This is a genomic window from Streptomyces sp. MGP-P1, assembly GCF_057766565.1.
In genome coordinates, this window is record NZ_JBYMEM010000006.1 from 177237 (window position 1) to 192257 (window position 15021).

12 protein-coding genes and 2 pseudogenes are annotated in these 15021 nt (G+C 71.4%); 10 read left to right on the forward strand and 4 right to left on the reverse strand.

The features are described from left to right. Nucleotides 1–53 precede the first annotated feature (53 nt). Complete coding sequence (locus AC3CH1_RS16555; RefSeq protein WP_488463649.1) at nt 54–521, forward strand: DUF3618 domain-containing protein; 468 nt, start codon at nt 54–56, stop codon at nt 519–521. Next, nucleotides 518–784: a DUF4235 domain-containing protein gene (locus AC3CH1_RS16560; protein WP_488463650.1), complete on the forward strand. Its 267-nt coding sequence runs from the start codon at nt 518–520 to the stop codon at nt 782–784. The genes AC3CH1_RS16555 and AC3CH1_RS16560 overlap by 4 nt, the downstream gene beginning before the upstream one ends. A 43-nt stretch (nt 785–827) precedes the next feature. Here AC3CH1_RS16560 and AC3CH1_RS16565 read toward each other — a convergent pair. Beyond that, nucleotides 828–1356 (reverse strand): annotated as a pseudogene (locus AC3CH1_RS16565) (MarR family winged helix-turn-helix transcriptional regulator). Between the two features lie 157 nt (nt 1357–1513). Between AC3CH1_RS16565 and ilvA the strand changes: the two are divergent. From ilvA to AC3CH1_RS16585, 4 genes are all read left to right on the forward strand, one after another. Beyond that, on the forward strand, nt 1514–2743 hold the full coding sequence (gene ilvA / locus AC3CH1_RS16570; RefSeq protein WP_488463651.1) for a threonine ammonia-lyase: 1230 nt from the start codon (nt 1514–1516) through the stop codon (nt 2741–2743). A gap of 148 nt (nt 2744–2891) precedes the next feature. Continuing rightward, nucleotides 2892–3914, forward strand: a complete 1023-nt coding sequence (locus AC3CH1_RS16575) for an ATP-binding cassette domain-containing protein (protein ID WP_488463652.1) — start codon at nt 2892–2894, stop codon at nt 3912–3914. Next, on the forward strand, nt 3911–4774 hold the full coding sequence (locus AC3CH1_RS16580) for an ABC transporter permease (RefSeq protein WP_488463653.1): 864 nt from the start codon (nt 3911–3913) through the stop codon (nt 4772–4774). The genes AC3CH1_RS16575 and AC3CH1_RS16580 overlap by 4 nt, the downstream gene beginning before the upstream one ends. 31 nt (nt 4775–4805) lie before the next feature. Continuing rightward, nucleotides 4806–5621 (forward strand): DUF899 domain-containing protein, encoded by an 816-nt coding sequence (locus AC3CH1_RS16585; protein WP_488463654.1) that lies wholly within the window; start codon nt 4806–4808, stop codon nt 5619–5621. Nucleotides 5622–5878: 257 nt separating this feature from the next. On the opposite strand, the gene greA is transcribed toward AC3CH1_RS16585, so the two are convergent. Together greA and AC3CH1_RS16595 are read right to left on the reverse strand one after the other, a co-directional pair. Next, nucleotides 5879–6376: a transcription elongation factor GreA gene (gene greA / locus AC3CH1_RS16590; protein ID WP_488463655.1), complete on the reverse strand. Its 498-nt coding sequence runs from the start codon at nt 6374–6376 to the stop codon at nt 5879–5881. A gap of 183 nt (nt 6377–6559) precedes the next feature. Continuing rightward, a complete protein-coding gene (locus tag AC3CH1_RS16595) occupies nt 6560–6976 on the reverse strand; it encodes a DUF4307 domain-containing protein (protein WP_274032728.1) in 417 nt (138 codons plus the stop codon). A gap of 214 nt (nt 6977–7190) precedes the next feature. Here AC3CH1_RS16595 and mca point away from each other — a divergent pair, with 214 nt between their 5' ends. Together mca and AC3CH1_RS16605 are read left to right on the forward strand one after the other, a co-directional pair. After that, nucleotides 7191–8072 (forward strand): mycothiol conjugate amidase Mca, encoded by an 882-nt coding sequence (gene mca, locus AC3CH1_RS16600; protein WP_488463656.1) that lies wholly within the window; start codon nt 7191–7193, stop codon nt 8070–8072. A 1-nt stretch (nt 8073) separates the two neighbouring features. After that, the gene (locus AC3CH1_RS16605; RefSeq protein WP_488463657.1) at nt 8074–8313 is read left to right on the forward strand and encodes a hypothetical protein; all 240 of its coding nucleotides are present in this window, start codon (nt 8074–8076) and stop codon (nt 8311–8313) included. Between the two features lie 207 nt (nt 8314–8520). Here the strand turns inward: AC3CH1_RS16605 and AC3CH1_RS16610 are convergent, their stop codons facing one another. Then, a complete protein-coding gene (locus AC3CH1_RS16610; protein WP_488463658.1) occupies nt 8521–11742 on the reverse strand; it encodes a tetratricopeptide repeat protein in 3222 nt (1073 codons plus the stop codon). A 572-nt stretch (nt 11743–12314) separates the two neighbouring features. Here AC3CH1_RS16610 and serC point away from each other — a divergent pair. Beyond that, complete coding sequence (gene serC, locus AC3CH1_RS16615; protein WP_488464417.1) at nt 12315–13436, forward strand: phosphoserine transaminase; 1122 nt, start codon at nt 12315–12317, stop codon at nt 13434–13436. A gap of 614 nt (nt 13437–14050) precedes the next feature. Further along, a pseudogene (locus tag AC3CH1_RS16620) lies at nt 14051–15019 on the forward strand (hydroxyacid dehydrogenase); the annotation flags it as partial. Between the last annotated feature and the right edge of the window lie 2 nt (nt 15020–15021).

Consider the following 15021-nt stretch of genomic DNA (forward strand, 5'->3'; position numbering starts at 1 on the left):
CGGCTTCGGCCCCGGCCCCAAGGAGAAGGCACACCGATGGAGAAGGCACACCGATGAACGACGCATCGCAAAACGACACGGGCACGCCCACCCCCGAGGAACTGCGCGAACAGGTGGAGCGAACGCGCGACAAGCTCGGGCAGACCGTCGAGGCGCTCGCGGCGAAGGCCGACCTCACGGGGCAGGCCAGGGACAAGATCGCCACGGTGAAGGAGCGGGCCGCCGGGAAGGCCGGGACGGCATCCGGCCGGGTGCGCCACCTGACGGAGCAGGCCGCGCAGCGGGTGAAGGACAGGACACCCGACGCCGTGCTGGAAGAGACCGCGCGGGTCACCGCGCAGCTGCGCGAGCGTACGGCGCGCGCCGGCCGGTACGCGGCGGTGAAGGCACCCGATCCGTTGAGGGAAGGGGCGGAGCGAGCCGCGACAGCTGTCCGCGCCCACCGCGCCCCGCTCCTCACGGGCGGTGCCCTGCTGGTCGCCTTCCTGCTGGTACGCCGCAGCCGCGGACGCACCCGATGAAGGGGGCCAAGATCGCCTACAAGCCGGTCGGCCTGGTCCTGGGTGCTGTCAGCGGGATGATCGCGGGTGCCGCCTTCAAGCAGACGTGGAAGCTCATCGAGGGCGAGGGCGACGCGCCCGACGCCCTCGACGAGGGCCGCTCGTGGCCGCAGATCCTCCTCGCCGCCGCCGTACAGGGGGCGATCTTCTCCGTGGTCAAGGCCGCCGTCGAGCGCTCCGGCGCCCAGGTGACCAGGCGCGTGACGGGCACCTGGCCGGCGTAACCCCGGGGCTGCGCCCCGGGGCCGACCGCCGCCCGCGCCCCCGTCAGTCGGACTGCGGCGGCTGGTACGCGGCCTGCCGGGCGGCCAACGACCCGTTGAAACGGGTGAGCAGGGCGCAGAACGTGTCCCGCTCCTCCCGCGACCAGCCGTCCGTCACCTGGGACATCAGCTCGCGCCGCGAGGCCCGGACCTCTTCCAGCCGGGCCTGACCGCGCGGCGAGAGCTGGAGCACCACGGCCCGGCCGTCCTCCGGATGCGACGTGCGCTTCACCAGACCGGTGTCGACGAGCGGCGCGACCTGCCGCGTCACCGTCGAGGAGTCGATGCCCATCCCGGCCGCCAGCGCCTTGACGCCCATCGGGCCTTCCCGGTCCAGCCGGTTCAGCAGCAGGTACGCCGCCCGGTCCATCGAGTTGCGGACCTGGCCGACACCGCCGAGGCGGGTCTGCTCGGCACGGCGGGCGAAGACCGCCACCTCGTGCTGGAGCGAGTCCAGCAGGCGGTCGGGGCCCGGGTGTTCGGGGGCGGCGCCCGGAAGGAGACGCAGCAGTCGTCATGTCCTGAGGGGGCATGGCCGGGGGCTCTCTTCGTGCGGTGTCGGATGGGTGGGGGACAGAGTACGCGGCCCCGGGGCAACGAGTACCAGTGCCGCACAAACCCGCGGACACCACCGCAGGCCGCCATGAGACAAGTCTGCCGCGCCCGGTCGGAGCTGCAAGACTTGTGGACATGAGCTTCCGCACGACCGCCCGCCACCCGGCCCTGATCCTCGACGACGTCCGGGGCGCGCAGAAGATGCTGTCCGGGGTGGCGCGGGTGACCGCCCTGGAGGGCAGCCGCCATCTGACCGAGCTGGTCGGCTCCCCGGTGCACCTCAAGTGCGAGAACCTCCAGCGCACCGGCTCCTTCAAACTGCGCGGCGCCTACGTCCGGATCTCCGGCCTCACCCCGGTGGAACGGGCGGCCGGGGTGGTCGCCGCCAGCGCCGGGAACCACGCCCAGGGCGTCGCGCTGGCCTCGTCGCTCCTCGGCGTACGCTCCACGGTCTTCATGCCCGTCGGGGCGCCCCTGCCCAAGGTCGCCGCGACCAGGGAGTACGGGGCCGAGGTACGGCTGCACGGCCAGGTCGTCGACGAGACCCTCGCCGCCGCCCAGCGGTACGCGGAGGAGACCGGCGCGGTCTTCATCCACCCCTTCGACCACCCCGACATCATCGCGGGCCAGGGCACCGTCGGGCTGGAGATCCTGGAGCAGTGCCCCGAGGTCCGCACGATCGTCCTCGGCATCGGCGGCGGCGGGTTCGCCGCGGGCGTCGCCGTCGCGGTGAAGGCCCTGCGCCCCGATGTCCGGATCATCGGCGTCCAGGCCGAGGGCGCCGCCTGTTACCCGCCGTCCCTGGCCGCCGGGCACCCCGTCTCGCTCGACGCCCCGGCCACGATGGCCGACGGCATCAAGGTGGGGCGGCCCGGCGACGTACCGTACCGGCTGATCGAGGAGCTGGTCGACGAGGTCCGCACGGTCACCGAGGACGAGCTGTCCAGTGCGCTGCTGCTCTGCCTGGAGCGGGCCAAGCTGGTCGTCGAACCGGCCGGGGCCAGCCCGGTGGCGGCGCTGCTCAGCGACCCGAAGTCCTTCCGGGGGCCGGTGGTGGCCGTGCTGTCCGGCGGCAACGTCGACCCGCTGCTGATGCAGCGCATCCTGCGGCACGGAATGTCCGCCGCGGGCCGCTACCTGAGCCTGCGGCTGCGCCTCACCGACCGCCCGGGGGCGCTGGCCGCGCTGCTGGCCGCGCTGACCGTGGCCGACGCCAACGTCCTCGACATCAGCCATGTGCGCACCGACCCGCGCCTCGGCCTGACCGAGGCGGAGGTCGACCTGCACCTGGAGACCAAGGGGCCGCAGCACTGCGCGGAGGTCGAGGCGGCGCTGCGGGCGGCGGGCTTCCGGGTGATGGGCTGAGGAGGGCGCACGGGCGGGCTCGTCGCGCGCCGGGAGCCGGGGATACGCGCGTTCGCCGAGCGGTGGCTGCCCACCGATCCTAGGATCGGACCGGAAGGCCGCCACCGGCGACACCATCACCATCCGCGAGTGACGGGGGAGCCCCTCCATGCCAGGTGCGATCCACGCCGAAGGTCTGGTGAAGACCTTCGGCGACGTACGAGCCCTCGACGGCGTCGACCTCGACGTCCCCGAAGGCACGGTCCTCGGACTGCTCGGCCCCAACGGCGCCGGCAAGACCACCGCCGTACGCGTGCTGACCACACTGTTGCGCCCGGACAGCGGCACGGCGTTCGTGGCCGGGATCGACGTACTGAAGAAGCCCAACGAGGTACGCCGTTCGATCGGGCTCTCCGGACAGTTCGCCGCGGTCGACGAGTATCTGACCGGCCGGGAGAACCTCCAGATGGTCGGGCAGCTCTACCACCTGAGCGCCCGGGACGCGAAGGCCCGGGCGGGCGTCCTGCTGGACCGGTTCAACCTCGGCGAGGCCGCCGACCGCACCGCCAAGACGTACTCCGGCGGTATGCGCCGGCGCCTCGACCTCGCGGCGGCGCTCGTCGTGTCGCCGCCCGTGATGTTCATGGACGAGCCGACGACCGGGCTCGACCCGCGCAACCGGCAGCAGCTCTGGGACGTGATCGAGGACCTGGTGGCGGGCGGCACGACGCTGCTGCTGACCACGCAGTATCTGGAGGAGGCCGACCGCCTCGCCCACGACATCTGCGTCATCGACCACGGCAAGGTCATCGCCCGCGGCACCTCCGACCAGCTCAAGGCCCGCACCGGCGGCGAGCGCGTCGAGGTCGTCGTGCACCGCCCGGACGAGATCGAGCGCGCCCGGGCCGTGCTGACCGCCCTCGGCAAGGGAGAGGTCACCGTCGCCCGGCTCTCCCGCAAGCTGACCGCCCCGGTCAGCGGCGGGGCCAAGCTGCTGGCCGAGATCATCCGCGACCTGGACGCCCAGGGCGTGGAGATCGACGACATCGCCCTGCGCAGGCCCACCCTGGACGACGTCTTCCTCTCCCTCACCGGCCACGCGGCCGAGGTGCGCGAGAACGGGGACGAGGAGCCCGACGGAGCCGTAGCGGAACGCTCCCGCGACTCCCGGAGCAAGGAGGACACCCGGTGAGCGCGATCGCCAAGGACGCCCCCTCGTTGGTCCCCAGCCCCGCCGGGGGCTTCACACAGTCCGTGAAGGACTCCCTCGTCGTCGCCAAGCGGAATCTGATCCGGATGACCCGGATCCCCGAGATGGTGATCTTCGGACTGATCCAGCCGATCATGTTCGTGGTGCTCTTCACCTATGTCTTCGGCGGCTCCATCAGCATCGGCGGCTCGACCGACCCACAGCTGTACAAGGAGTTCCTGATGGCGGGCATCTTCGCCCAGACCGTCACCTTCGCCACCGCGGGCGCCGGCGCCGGCATCGCCGACGACATGCACAAGGGGCTCATCGACCGCTTCCGGTCGCTGCCCATGGCCCGGGGCGCGGTCCTCACCGGACGGACGCTCGCCGACCTCGTACAGACCACGCTCACCCTCGTCGTGCTCGCCGGGGTCGCCCTGATCGTCGGCTGGCGCACCCACGAGAACCTCGGCAAGGTGATCTGCGGCTTCCTGCTGCTGCTCCTGCTCGGCTACGCGTTCTCCTGGATCGGAGCGCTGATCGGCCTGTCCGTGCGCACCCCGGAGGCGGCGACCTCCGGCGGTCTGATCTGGCTGTTCCCGCTGACGTTCATCTCGAACGCCTTCGTGCCGGTCACCGGCATGCCGACGTTCCTCCAGCACGTCGCCGAGTGGAACCCCTTCAGCGCCACGGTGGCCGGGGCCCGCGAGCTCTTCGGGAACACGATGCCGGGCGTGCCGAAGTCCGTCACCGGGGCCTGGCCGATGGAGCACCCGATCCTCGCCTCGGTCCTCTGGTCCGTGCTGATCATCGTGGTCTTCCGTACCCTCGCGGTCCGCAAGTACCGCTCGGCCGCCGTCTGACGCCCGCCACGCCGACACCACGGAGGCAACCATGTCCAGCACACCGGACGAACCGGCCACCGGTCTGCCCGGCGCCCCGCCCGTCGTCGACCACGCCACCTGGCAGGCCGCCCGGGACGAGCTCCTGGTCCGGGAGAAGGCCCACACCCGCCAGGGCGACGCGCTCGCCGCGGCCCGCCGCCGGCTGCCGATGGTGGAGGTCGACGGGACGGCCGAGGTCGTCGGACCCGAGGGCCCGGTCCCGTTCCTGGACCTCTTCGAGGGCCGCCGGGAGCTCGTCGTCTACCAGCACATGTGGTACGACGGCGCACCGCACCAGGGCCAGTGCGAGGGCTGCACCGACGCGGTCTGGCACCTGAGGGACGCCGTCTACCTCAACGCCCGGGGCGTCTCGTTCGCCGTCGTGACCACGGGCTCCTGGGACGAGGTGGCCGCCTTCACCGCGTTCATGGGCTACACCCAGCCCTGGTACTCGGTGCGGGGCCTGGACGCGCCGATCGGCGGCGAGATGGGGCACCTCGCCTGCTTCCTGCGCGACGGCGGGCGCGTGTTCCTCACCTACTCCACGACGGGCCGGGGCATCGAGACGGCCAACGGCTCCTTCGGCCTGCTCGATCTGACGCCCTACGGCCGCGGCGAGGCGTGGGAGGACCGGCCCGAGGGCCGGCCGACGATCGGCAGCGTCCGCGAGGGGTATCCGGGCGAGGGCGGCCAGGCCTGCTGGTACTGGCGCACCGAGGCGGACGGGACCGCGAGCTGGGGCCCGGCCAGCCGCCCCACCCCGCAGTGGACCCGCCCCGGCGTGACGCCCGAGGAGACGCTCGGCCGCACCGGCGACTGCTCCTGACCGGTCCCGCGGGAACGGCCCGCGGGAACGGCCCGGGTGCGGCCCGGGTGCCCGGGTGCGGCCCGGGTGTGGACGCTGACGCACGGGGGCCCTGGCCTTACGACGTGCACGACGCACGGGAGCCCGGCCGTTACGGCGCACAGGGGCCCGGCCGTTACGGCGCACGGGAGCGCCGGCTCGACGACGTACACGACGTACGGGAGCCCCGGCCGTCCGTGGCCGGGGCTCCCGTGTCGTTCCGTCGTGGTGCGGCCGGATCAGCCGCTGTAGGGCTTCGCCGCCAGGATCTTCACCGAGGCCGTCCTGCCGTTCGGCAGCTCGTAGTCCGCGTCGTCGCCGGTCCGCTTGCCGTTCACGCCGAGGCCGAGCGGGGACTGCGGGGAGTACGTCTCGATCTCCGTGCTGGCGTACTCACGGGAGGCGAGCAGGAAGGTCAGCGTGTCGCTCTCGTCGCCGTCGAAGGCGATCGTGACGACCATGCCGGGCTCGACCACGCCGTCGTCGGCCGGCGCCTCGCCGACCTTCGCGTGTTCCAGGAGCTGGGTCAGCTGGCGCACCCGCAGCTCCATCTTGCCCTGCTCCTCCTTGGCCGCGTGGTACCCGCCGTTCTCCCGGAGGTCACCCTCCTCGCGGGCCGCCGCGATCTTGACGGAGATCTCCGTGCGCGCGGGACCAGACAGGTACTCCAGCTCGGCCTTGAGCTGGTTGTACGCCTCCTGCGTGAGCCAGGTGACGTTTTCGCTGGTCTGGGTCACAGGTGCTCCTCGTCGGTGCTGGGAATACAAAGCATCGCCCTACCCAGAAGCATGTGCTTCTCCGGGTGGGCGAAACCACGAGCCTAACAATTCCGCAGGAAAAGGGGGAGAAGGTAAACCGTCACACCCCTCAGTCGGCCGATGCGACCCGTATCGTCGCAGGTCACAGGGGTGGAACAGAGGTCAGCCGGTCGGGCCGTCGTCGGCGGTGCAGCCCATCGGCTCGACGGCGGTCGCCCTGGACCGGGTCACCACGGTCACGACCTCGTCGATCCGGTCCTCGGCCCGGTCGAAGCGGACCTCCTTGCGGCCCACCTCGGAGCCGTCCTCGCTGAGCGCCCGCACCAGGCAGTAGCCGTGGCCCTCGCGGTCCTTGCGGACCTCCAGGTGGACATCGGCCCGGGCGTCGGAGACGACCTTGAACTTGATCATCTCGGCGCTGATGCCCTGGCCACCGACGTAGTCGAAGCCGATCCACCCGATCACGCCGAGCAGGGCGACGCCCAGGACCGATCCGACGATCTTCAGCTTGCGGTCCGCACGCTGATCCTCGGTCCGGCCGTACCGCCCCTCGGGCAGAGCCTCACGAACCGTCGTCATGATCGTTCCCTCCGGACCGGGCATCGAGGAATTTTCCGGCCCCTCGTTCAGTCACTATAGAAGCCGCCCACCCGGCGTCCGACCGCGCCCCGCACCGATGCCGCGCGGGCGCGGCACCTCGTGAGACAGAGACCCGGACCGGCTCCGACAGCGACCCGGATCGACCTGACCGAACCATGATCGACCAGAGCGACCAATGACTGAGGATCGAGCTTTGACTGAGCAGCTGCGGCTGATGGCCGTTCACGCCCACCCCGACGACGAGTCGAGCAAGGGCGCGGCCACCATGGCCAAGTACGTGTCCGAGGGGGTGGACGTGCTGGTCGTGACCTGCACGGGAGGCGAGCGCGGCTCCATCCTCAACCCGAAGCTCCAGGGTGACGCGTACATCGAGAAGAACATCCACGAGGTGCGCAAGAAGGAGATGGACGAGGCCCGGGAGATCCTGGGCGTCCAGCAGGAGTGGCTCGGTTTCGTCGACTCGGGGCTGCCCGAGGGCGACCCGCTGCCGCCGCTGCCCGAGGGCTGCTTCGCCCTGGAGGACCCCGAGGCCGCCGCGGGGCGCCTGGTGGCGAAGATCCGCGCGTTCCGGCCGCAGGTCATCACCACGTACGACGAGAACGGCGGCTACCCGCACCCCGACCACATCATGACGCACACGATCTCGATGATCGCGTTCGACGGTGCGGCCGACGCGGAGCGGTTCCCGGAGGACGAGTTCGGCCCCGTCTGGGAGCCGATGAAGCTCTACTACAACCAGGGCTTCAACCGGCCGCGCACCGTCGCCCTGCACGAGGCGCTCCTCGCCCGGGGGCTGGAGTCCCCGTACGGCGAGTGGCTGGAGCGCTGGGAGGAGTTCGAGCGCGTGGAACGCACGCTGACCACGCACGTTCCCTGCGACGAGTTCTACGAGATCCGCGACAAGGCGCTCATCGCGCACGCCACGCAGATCGACCCCGAGGGCGGCTGGTTCCGGGTCCCGATGGACATCCAGCGCGAGGTGTGGCCCACCGAGGAGTACGAGCTGGCGAAGTCCCGGGTCGATACCTCCCTCCCCGAGAGCGACCTCTTCGCGGGCATCCGCGACAATGCCTGATATGTACGCGACCCAGGCACTGACGCACCTCGTCCCGCTCGCCGCCGAAGAGCTCGACAAGAACAAGGTCACCCCCGGCGTCCTCGGCTTCCTCGTCTTCGCGGCGCTGGCCGTCGGCGTGTGGGCCCTGATGAAGTCGATGAACCGCCACATGGGCAAGGTCAACTTCGAGGAGGCCCCCGACCCGGACGCGGTGGCCGCCGAGCCCGCCGCCGACGGGGCGGCCGCGACCCGGAAGTAACCCGCGCCGGCGCCGCGCGTACGGGAAGGGCGTCCGGCCCCGGTGCCGGACGCCCGGCGGCCCGTGACCGAGCGGGCGCCGACCCGTGACGAACGGGCGCCGGTCTCCGACGCCTGCCCGCGCAGGTCCGCCCGCACAGGTCCGCGCGGGCCACGGCCATGTCGTGACGGCCCGTGTCGTGACGGCCGTGTTGTCACGGGTGTGCCGTCAAGGCCGGGCCGGCTCCAACGTGACGCCCATGATCTGGCCGGCGGCGCGGGTCGGGGTCAGCCCGAGCCGCCACGCCTGCCAGCCGTCCTCCAGGTCCACGCCCCGCTCCAGCGCCACCGCGAACGCCGCCGCCGACTGCTCCAGCTTGCCGTCCCGCGCCGGGTGCCCGCCCTCGATCAGCTCGGCCAGCTCCTGCTGCGCCACCACCGTGCCCACCTCGATGCCCCCGGGCGAGGCGTACGGCAGCAGAGTGCAGCGCAGGAACCGGGCCCAGTCGCCGCCCCGCGCGTCCCCGTACGAGGCGAACAGCTCCGCCGCCTCACCGCACAGCTCCAGCGCCTGCGGCGCACGCCCGTTGCCCGCGTCGATCAACGCCAGCTCCACGCACGCCCACGCCTCCCCGTACGGCACCTTGATCCGCCGGAAGTCGGCCCGCGCGTCCATCAGCAACTGCCGGGCGAACCCCGAGTTGCGCAGGTTGCCCGTCTGCGCCGCCCGCTGGTCCCGGGTCACCCGGCCCGAGTGGTGACGGGCGCACGCCAGCCCGTACACGTCCCGCATCCGCGAGAACATCGTGCGGGACCGCTCCAGCTCACGCACCGCCTGATCGGTGTCCCCCTCCTCCTCCAGCGCCTGCCCCAGGTAGTACAGGGTCCAGGCCTCGCCCCGCGCGTCCTCGTTGTCCCGGTGCCGGTCCAGCGCCTCGCGCAACTGCGTGAGGGCGGCCCCCGGATCGCCGTCCAGCAGCCGGGCCCGGGCCAGCTGGGTGAGCGCCCACGCCTCGCCGCGTCCGTCGCGGGTGCGCCCGTACAGCCCCAGGGCGGTGTTCAGCGCCTCCTCGGCCGGGCCGACCTCGCCCGTCCGCAGCCGCACCTGCCCCAGCTGGAACTGCGTCCACGCCTCACCGTGCAGCGACTCGCCCTCCCGGTGCAGCCGCAGCGCGTCCGCCAGCAGTGTCAGCGCCCGCGCCAGATCACCCCGGTCGCGCTCCACCGCCGCCAGGGCGTGCAGGGTCCAGGCGCGGTCCTCGGCCTGCGCGCCGGACGACTGGAGCGCCAGCGCCTCGCCGAGCCGGGCCGCCGCCTCCGTCAGATTGCCCTGGTGGTGCAGGGTGATGCCCAACGAGCACAGCGCCAGCGCCTCGCCCGCGTCGTTCCGCGCCTCGTGGTACAGCCCGACGACCGAGGACAGCGTGGTGCGGGCCTTGTCCAGCTCGCCGAGCTGCCGGGCCGCGATACCCGTACGCCACTGCACCGACCGCTCCAGCAGCCCCTGGCCCACGGCCTGCGTCAGCTCGCGGATCTCGCCCAGCCGGTACAGGTCGCCGCGGAGCAGGCAGTAGTCGCACAGGGCGCCCAGCAGATGCTGCAACGTGGCCTGGTCGACGCCCTCCGCGTGCCGCAGCGCCGCCGTGATGAAGCTCGACTCGTCGTCCAGCCAGCGCAGCGCCGAGTCCAGCGAACCGAAACCGTGCGAGCCGAACCGTCCGGCGCGGGTCGACATCTTCCCGTCGACCATCCGGATCACCGCGTCGGCCAGCTCCGCGTAGTTCGTCAGCAGCCGCTCCTGCGCCGCCGCCCGCTCGGCCGGCTCCTCCTCGTCCACCAGCCGGGCCAGCGCGAACGCCCGCACCAGATCGTGCAGCCGGTAGCGCGACCCCCGTACGCGAGTGAGCAGCCCCGCCCGGGCCAGCACGGTGAGCAGCCGCTCCGCCTCCTGCTCGTCCGCCCCGAGCAGCGCCGCCGCCGCTGCCGCCCCCAGGCTCGCCCGGCCCGCCAGCGCGAGCCGCCGCAGCAGCCGCCGGGCGTGCTCGCCCTGGTCGGTGTAGCGCAGCCACAGCGCCCGCTCCACCGGGTCCACCTGACCGTAGGCGGCGAGATCCTCCGCCAGCGTGTGGCGGCTACGGGCCCCGAGCGCGGAACCGGCCACCCGCAGCGCCAGCGGCAGCCCGCCGCACAGCTCCACGACGGCGTCCGTGGACGGGTAGTCGTACGGCCCGGTCTCCTCCTCCTCGGCTACCTCGCGCAACAGCTCCTCCGCACCCGCCGCGTCCAGCGGGCCGACCGGCAGGTGGTGCACCCAGGCCGGCAGGTCCTCGGGCAGCTCCAGCGGCTCCCGGGCGGTGACGATCACCAGACTGTCCGAGCGCTCCGGGATCAGGGTGCGGACCTGCCTGGCGTCCGTGGCGTCGTCGAGCACGATCGTGACCGGCGTCCCCGTGAGGTGCTGGTGGTACAGCTCGCCGAGCCGCCGCACCTGCTGCTCGGCCGAAGCGCCTTCCCGGAAGAGCAGTTGCTCGCGCGGCGCGCCCAGCCGGTTCAGCAGGTGCAGCAGGGCGTCCCGGGTCGGCAGCGGGCTCTCCCCGGCGACCTGGCCGCGCAGATCGACCACGCACGCGCCCCGGAACTGGTCCTTGAGCGCGTGGGCGGCCCGCACCGCGAGCGCCGTACGCCCCGCCCCCGGCGCACCGTGCAGCACGACGACCGTCGGCCGGGTCCGCGTCGACGCGCGGGCCGCGTGCACCCACTGGCCGATCTGCGCCAGCTCGGCCCGCCGCCCGGTGAACGGCCCCTCCGCCTTGGGGAGATGCCCGAAGGACTGCTCCAGAACCACCCGGGTGCGGGCCGCCGCGCTCCGGTCCCCGCCGCGCAACGGCCGCCCCGCCGAGGCGGTCTGCTTCTTCGGGGCGCGCGCGGCGTTGGCCAGCATGCGCTGCTGGTCCAGATACGGGCGGATGCCCCGTACCTCCAGGGCCGTCAGCCACTGGAGCCGCAACTGCTCGGCCCCGCCCGGCTGTCCGGCCGCTCCGGCGCGGCGGTGGGCGGCCGGCCAGTGCGAGACGGTCGCCTTCGCCACGGTCGTCGCCGTGCCGGCCACCGCGACGGCCGCGCCCGCGCCGAGCGCCAGGCCGGTGCCCGCGCCGAGCGCCAGATCCGCGCCGAACGCGGCAGCGGCGGCAACTCCCGTCACCAGCAGGGGCGTTCCGAGCGTCGCTCTGCTGAAACGCTCCGAGACGGGGCGCGCTCCCGCCGCCACCGAGTCCAGCGCCCGCGTGTACGCGGCGTACTCCTCGCCCGCGCCGGCGGCCATGGTGTCGAGCGCGGCCCGCGCCCGCGACATCAGCGCACCGACGTCGGTCCGTCCGTCGGTGCGCCGCGCCTCCTCCTCCACGGCGCGCACCAACAGCCTCTCGGCTTCCGCCCGATGGCTGTCCCGCATATGCGTCCCCCTCCGAGTGCCGCGCTCCGGACCTCGGGCTCCGGAGCGTCGGATACCAAGCGTCAGTTACCGAGCGTCGGGGTCAAGTGTCCTGCGTGGCGCGCCCCGGCGCGAGGGGCGCAGGGCAAGGGGAGGGTCAAGTCGTGGGCGGGCGACTCGCCCCCGCCGCTCCCCGCCGTACTCCTCCTCGTCCTCCACCGGCACCCCCAGGACGAGCCGGGCCTCCCACTCCTGTGGCGAAGCTCGGAACGCTCAGTGCTGGACTGCTTCAGCCGGAAGGCCGTCGCCCGGGTCATCGCCGACCAGATGCGCACGGACCTGATCCGATGTGCTGCTGATGGCCAGGGAGGCGCGGAGTGCGGAGGACGCAGAATGAGCCGGGTGGACCGGCATCACGGGATTTCCACGAGGAGGACGGCGCCCGAGGGCACGTCGGATCAGCGGCCCCTGGAGAACTGCGACACGGAGCCTGGTGATGTGCGTGAGAAAGTTTTGGTAAAAAATGATCCGGCGTCCAGTATTTGGACACCACATGGAATCTCGTGTTCCCGCCCCATTACGATCACGCGATGATCAACGAGATTCAGATTCCCTCGGTTCTCAAACCGTCTGATGGCCGTTTTGGCGCAGGTCCCTCCAAAGTGCGAATCGAAGCACTGACCGCTCTGGCGAGCACCGGCACCACTCTCCTCGGTACCTCCCATCGTCAAGCCCCTGTGAAAGAACTCGTACGGCGGGTCAGGGAAGGCGTTGGCGAGCTGCTCTCGCTCCCCGACGGCTACGAGGTGATTCTCGGCAATGGTGGCTCCACCGCCTTCTGGGACATCGCCACACATGGGCTCATCGAACGCAGATCGCAGCACTTGTCGTTCGGAGAGTTCTCCTCCAAGTTCGCCAAGGCAGCGCGCAAGGCGCCCTGGCTGGATGCCCCCTCGGTCATCGCGTGCGAGCCCGGCGGGCACCCGGAGCCTGTCGCGGAGGCCGGTGTGGACGTCTACGCACTCACCCACAATGAGACCTCGACCGGAGTCGCCGCACCGGTGCGCCGGGTGCCGGGAGCGGATGCGGGCGCCTTGACGCTGGTAGACGCGACTTCGGGCGCCGGCGGCCTGCCGGTGGACATCACCGAGGCCGACGTCTATTACTTCGCCCCCCAGAAGTCCTTCGCCGCCGACGGCGGTCTGTGGCTTGCACCCTTCTCACCTGCGGCGTTGGACCGGGCGCGCTCCATCGGCGCTTCCGGTCGGCACATCCCGGCGTTCTTCGACCTACCCACGGCGATCGACAACTCCCTCAAGAACCAGACGTACAACACCCCGGCTCTCTCCACCCTCTTCCTGCTGGGCGAGCAGCTCGAGTGGATCAACGGTCAGGGCGGTCTCGACTGGGCCGTCAAGCGGACCGCCGACTCCGCCGCGCGTCTGTACGACTGGGCCGAGCGCAGCGAACACGTCACGCCCTTCGTCGTGGATCCCGCCCAGCGCTCGCAGGTCATCGGAACCATCGACGTCGCCGAGGGCATCGAAGCCGCCACGATCGCCCAGGTGCTGCGACGCAATGGGATCGTGGACACCGACTCCTATCGGGGCCTTGGCCGCAACCAACTGCGCATCGCGATGTTCCCGGCAGTGGAGCCGTCCGACGTCGAAGCGTTGACCGCCTGCATCGACTACGTCATCGACCTGCTCACGTAGCCGTCCTGCGGCAGCAGACGTGTGAGGGTGGGTGTGCCCCGGCTTGCAGCCGGGGCACACCCACCCTTTTCGCGTCTCAGGGCGGACGAGCGATCAAATCTTCCGATCTCTCGCGGGGACTGCCGCCGGAACTTCCGTCTCAGCGAGTACAGACTGAAGAATCTGTCGCATGCAGCCCAGGCATACGCAGTCGAGAAGAACCCGGTGGCCATGGCAACCTTCCCTTCTCTCTGACTGCATTGTCTCGTTTTATCCAGGCATCGCAATTTGCTCTTTCGCGTTGCGACACATGCCTCCTCTTCCCCCTCGGGGTGCCGCGCCGGAACATGGAGGAGTCGTGAAGACGCCTCGTCATCGCTTTATCGAACGGGACATGAAATGAAGAAAGCGCTTCTAGCTTTTGTGTCTACTCTCCTCCTCTCTTCCCCGTTTATCGGGGTCGCGAACGCTGTACCGGAGCCCTCCGTCGCGACGGCCAGTGGCGCTACGGACTCGGACAAGCGGGACTTGGGGTGGGGCTGATGTGCCGGCATCTCGAGGGGGGTCGCTGAACAGCCGGGCATGGTGAGCGTTGTTTGTCATGAGCAGGACCGAAGAGAGAGAAAGATTCCGAGATGCCTGAAAAGCGCCTTCCTGTAGTTCTCATAGCCGAGCAGCTGAGCGAGGCCACGATCAGCGCCCTCGGCCCTGGTTTCATCGTGCGGTCCTGTGACGGCGCCGACCGCGACCAGCTCCTCAGGTCAGTCGTCGACGTCGACGCCCTGCTGGTGCGCTCCGCCACCAAGGTCGACGCCGATGTGCTGGCAGCCGCGCCCTTGCTGAAGATCGTCGCGCGTGCAGGAGTCGGACTCGACAACGTCGACGTGCCCGCCGCCACGTCGGCCGGTGTCCTCGTGGTCAACGCGCCCACGTCCAACATCGTGAGCGCCGCCGAACTGGCGGTCGGGCTCCTCCTCTCGACGGCCAGGAACATCGCGTCGGCGAACTCCGCGCTCAAGGGCGGAAAGTGGGCTCGCTCCCAGTACGGCGGCATCGAACTCGCGGGCAAGACCGTCGGCATCGTGGGCCTGGGACGGATCGGCGCGCTGGTCGCCCAGCGACTCGCGGGGTTCGGCGTGAACCTGGTGGCATACGACCCCTACGCGAAGCCCGACCGGGCCGCGGAGCTAGGAGTCGCGCTCGTGCCGCTCGACACCCTGCTGGAGACCTCGGACTTCATCACGGTGCACCTGCCCAGGACCACCGACACCGTCGGACTCATCGGCGAGGACGCGCTGCGCAAGGTGAAGCCGAGCGTCCGGATCATCAACGCGGCCCGCGGGGGCATCGTCGACGAGACGGCCCTGGCACTCGCCCTCAAGGAAGGCCGGGTCGCCGGCGCCGGCATCGACGTCTTCGAATTCGAGCCGACCACGGCGTCGCCTCTCTTCGGCTTCGACTCGGTGGTGGTCACCCCGCACCTCGGCGCGTCCACGGACGAGGCCCAGGAGAAGGCAGGCGTCTCGGTGGCCGAGTCGGTTCGCCTGGCGTTCGCCGGCAAGCCCGTGCCGGACGCGGTCAACGGCACGTCGCTGGAAGACATCGG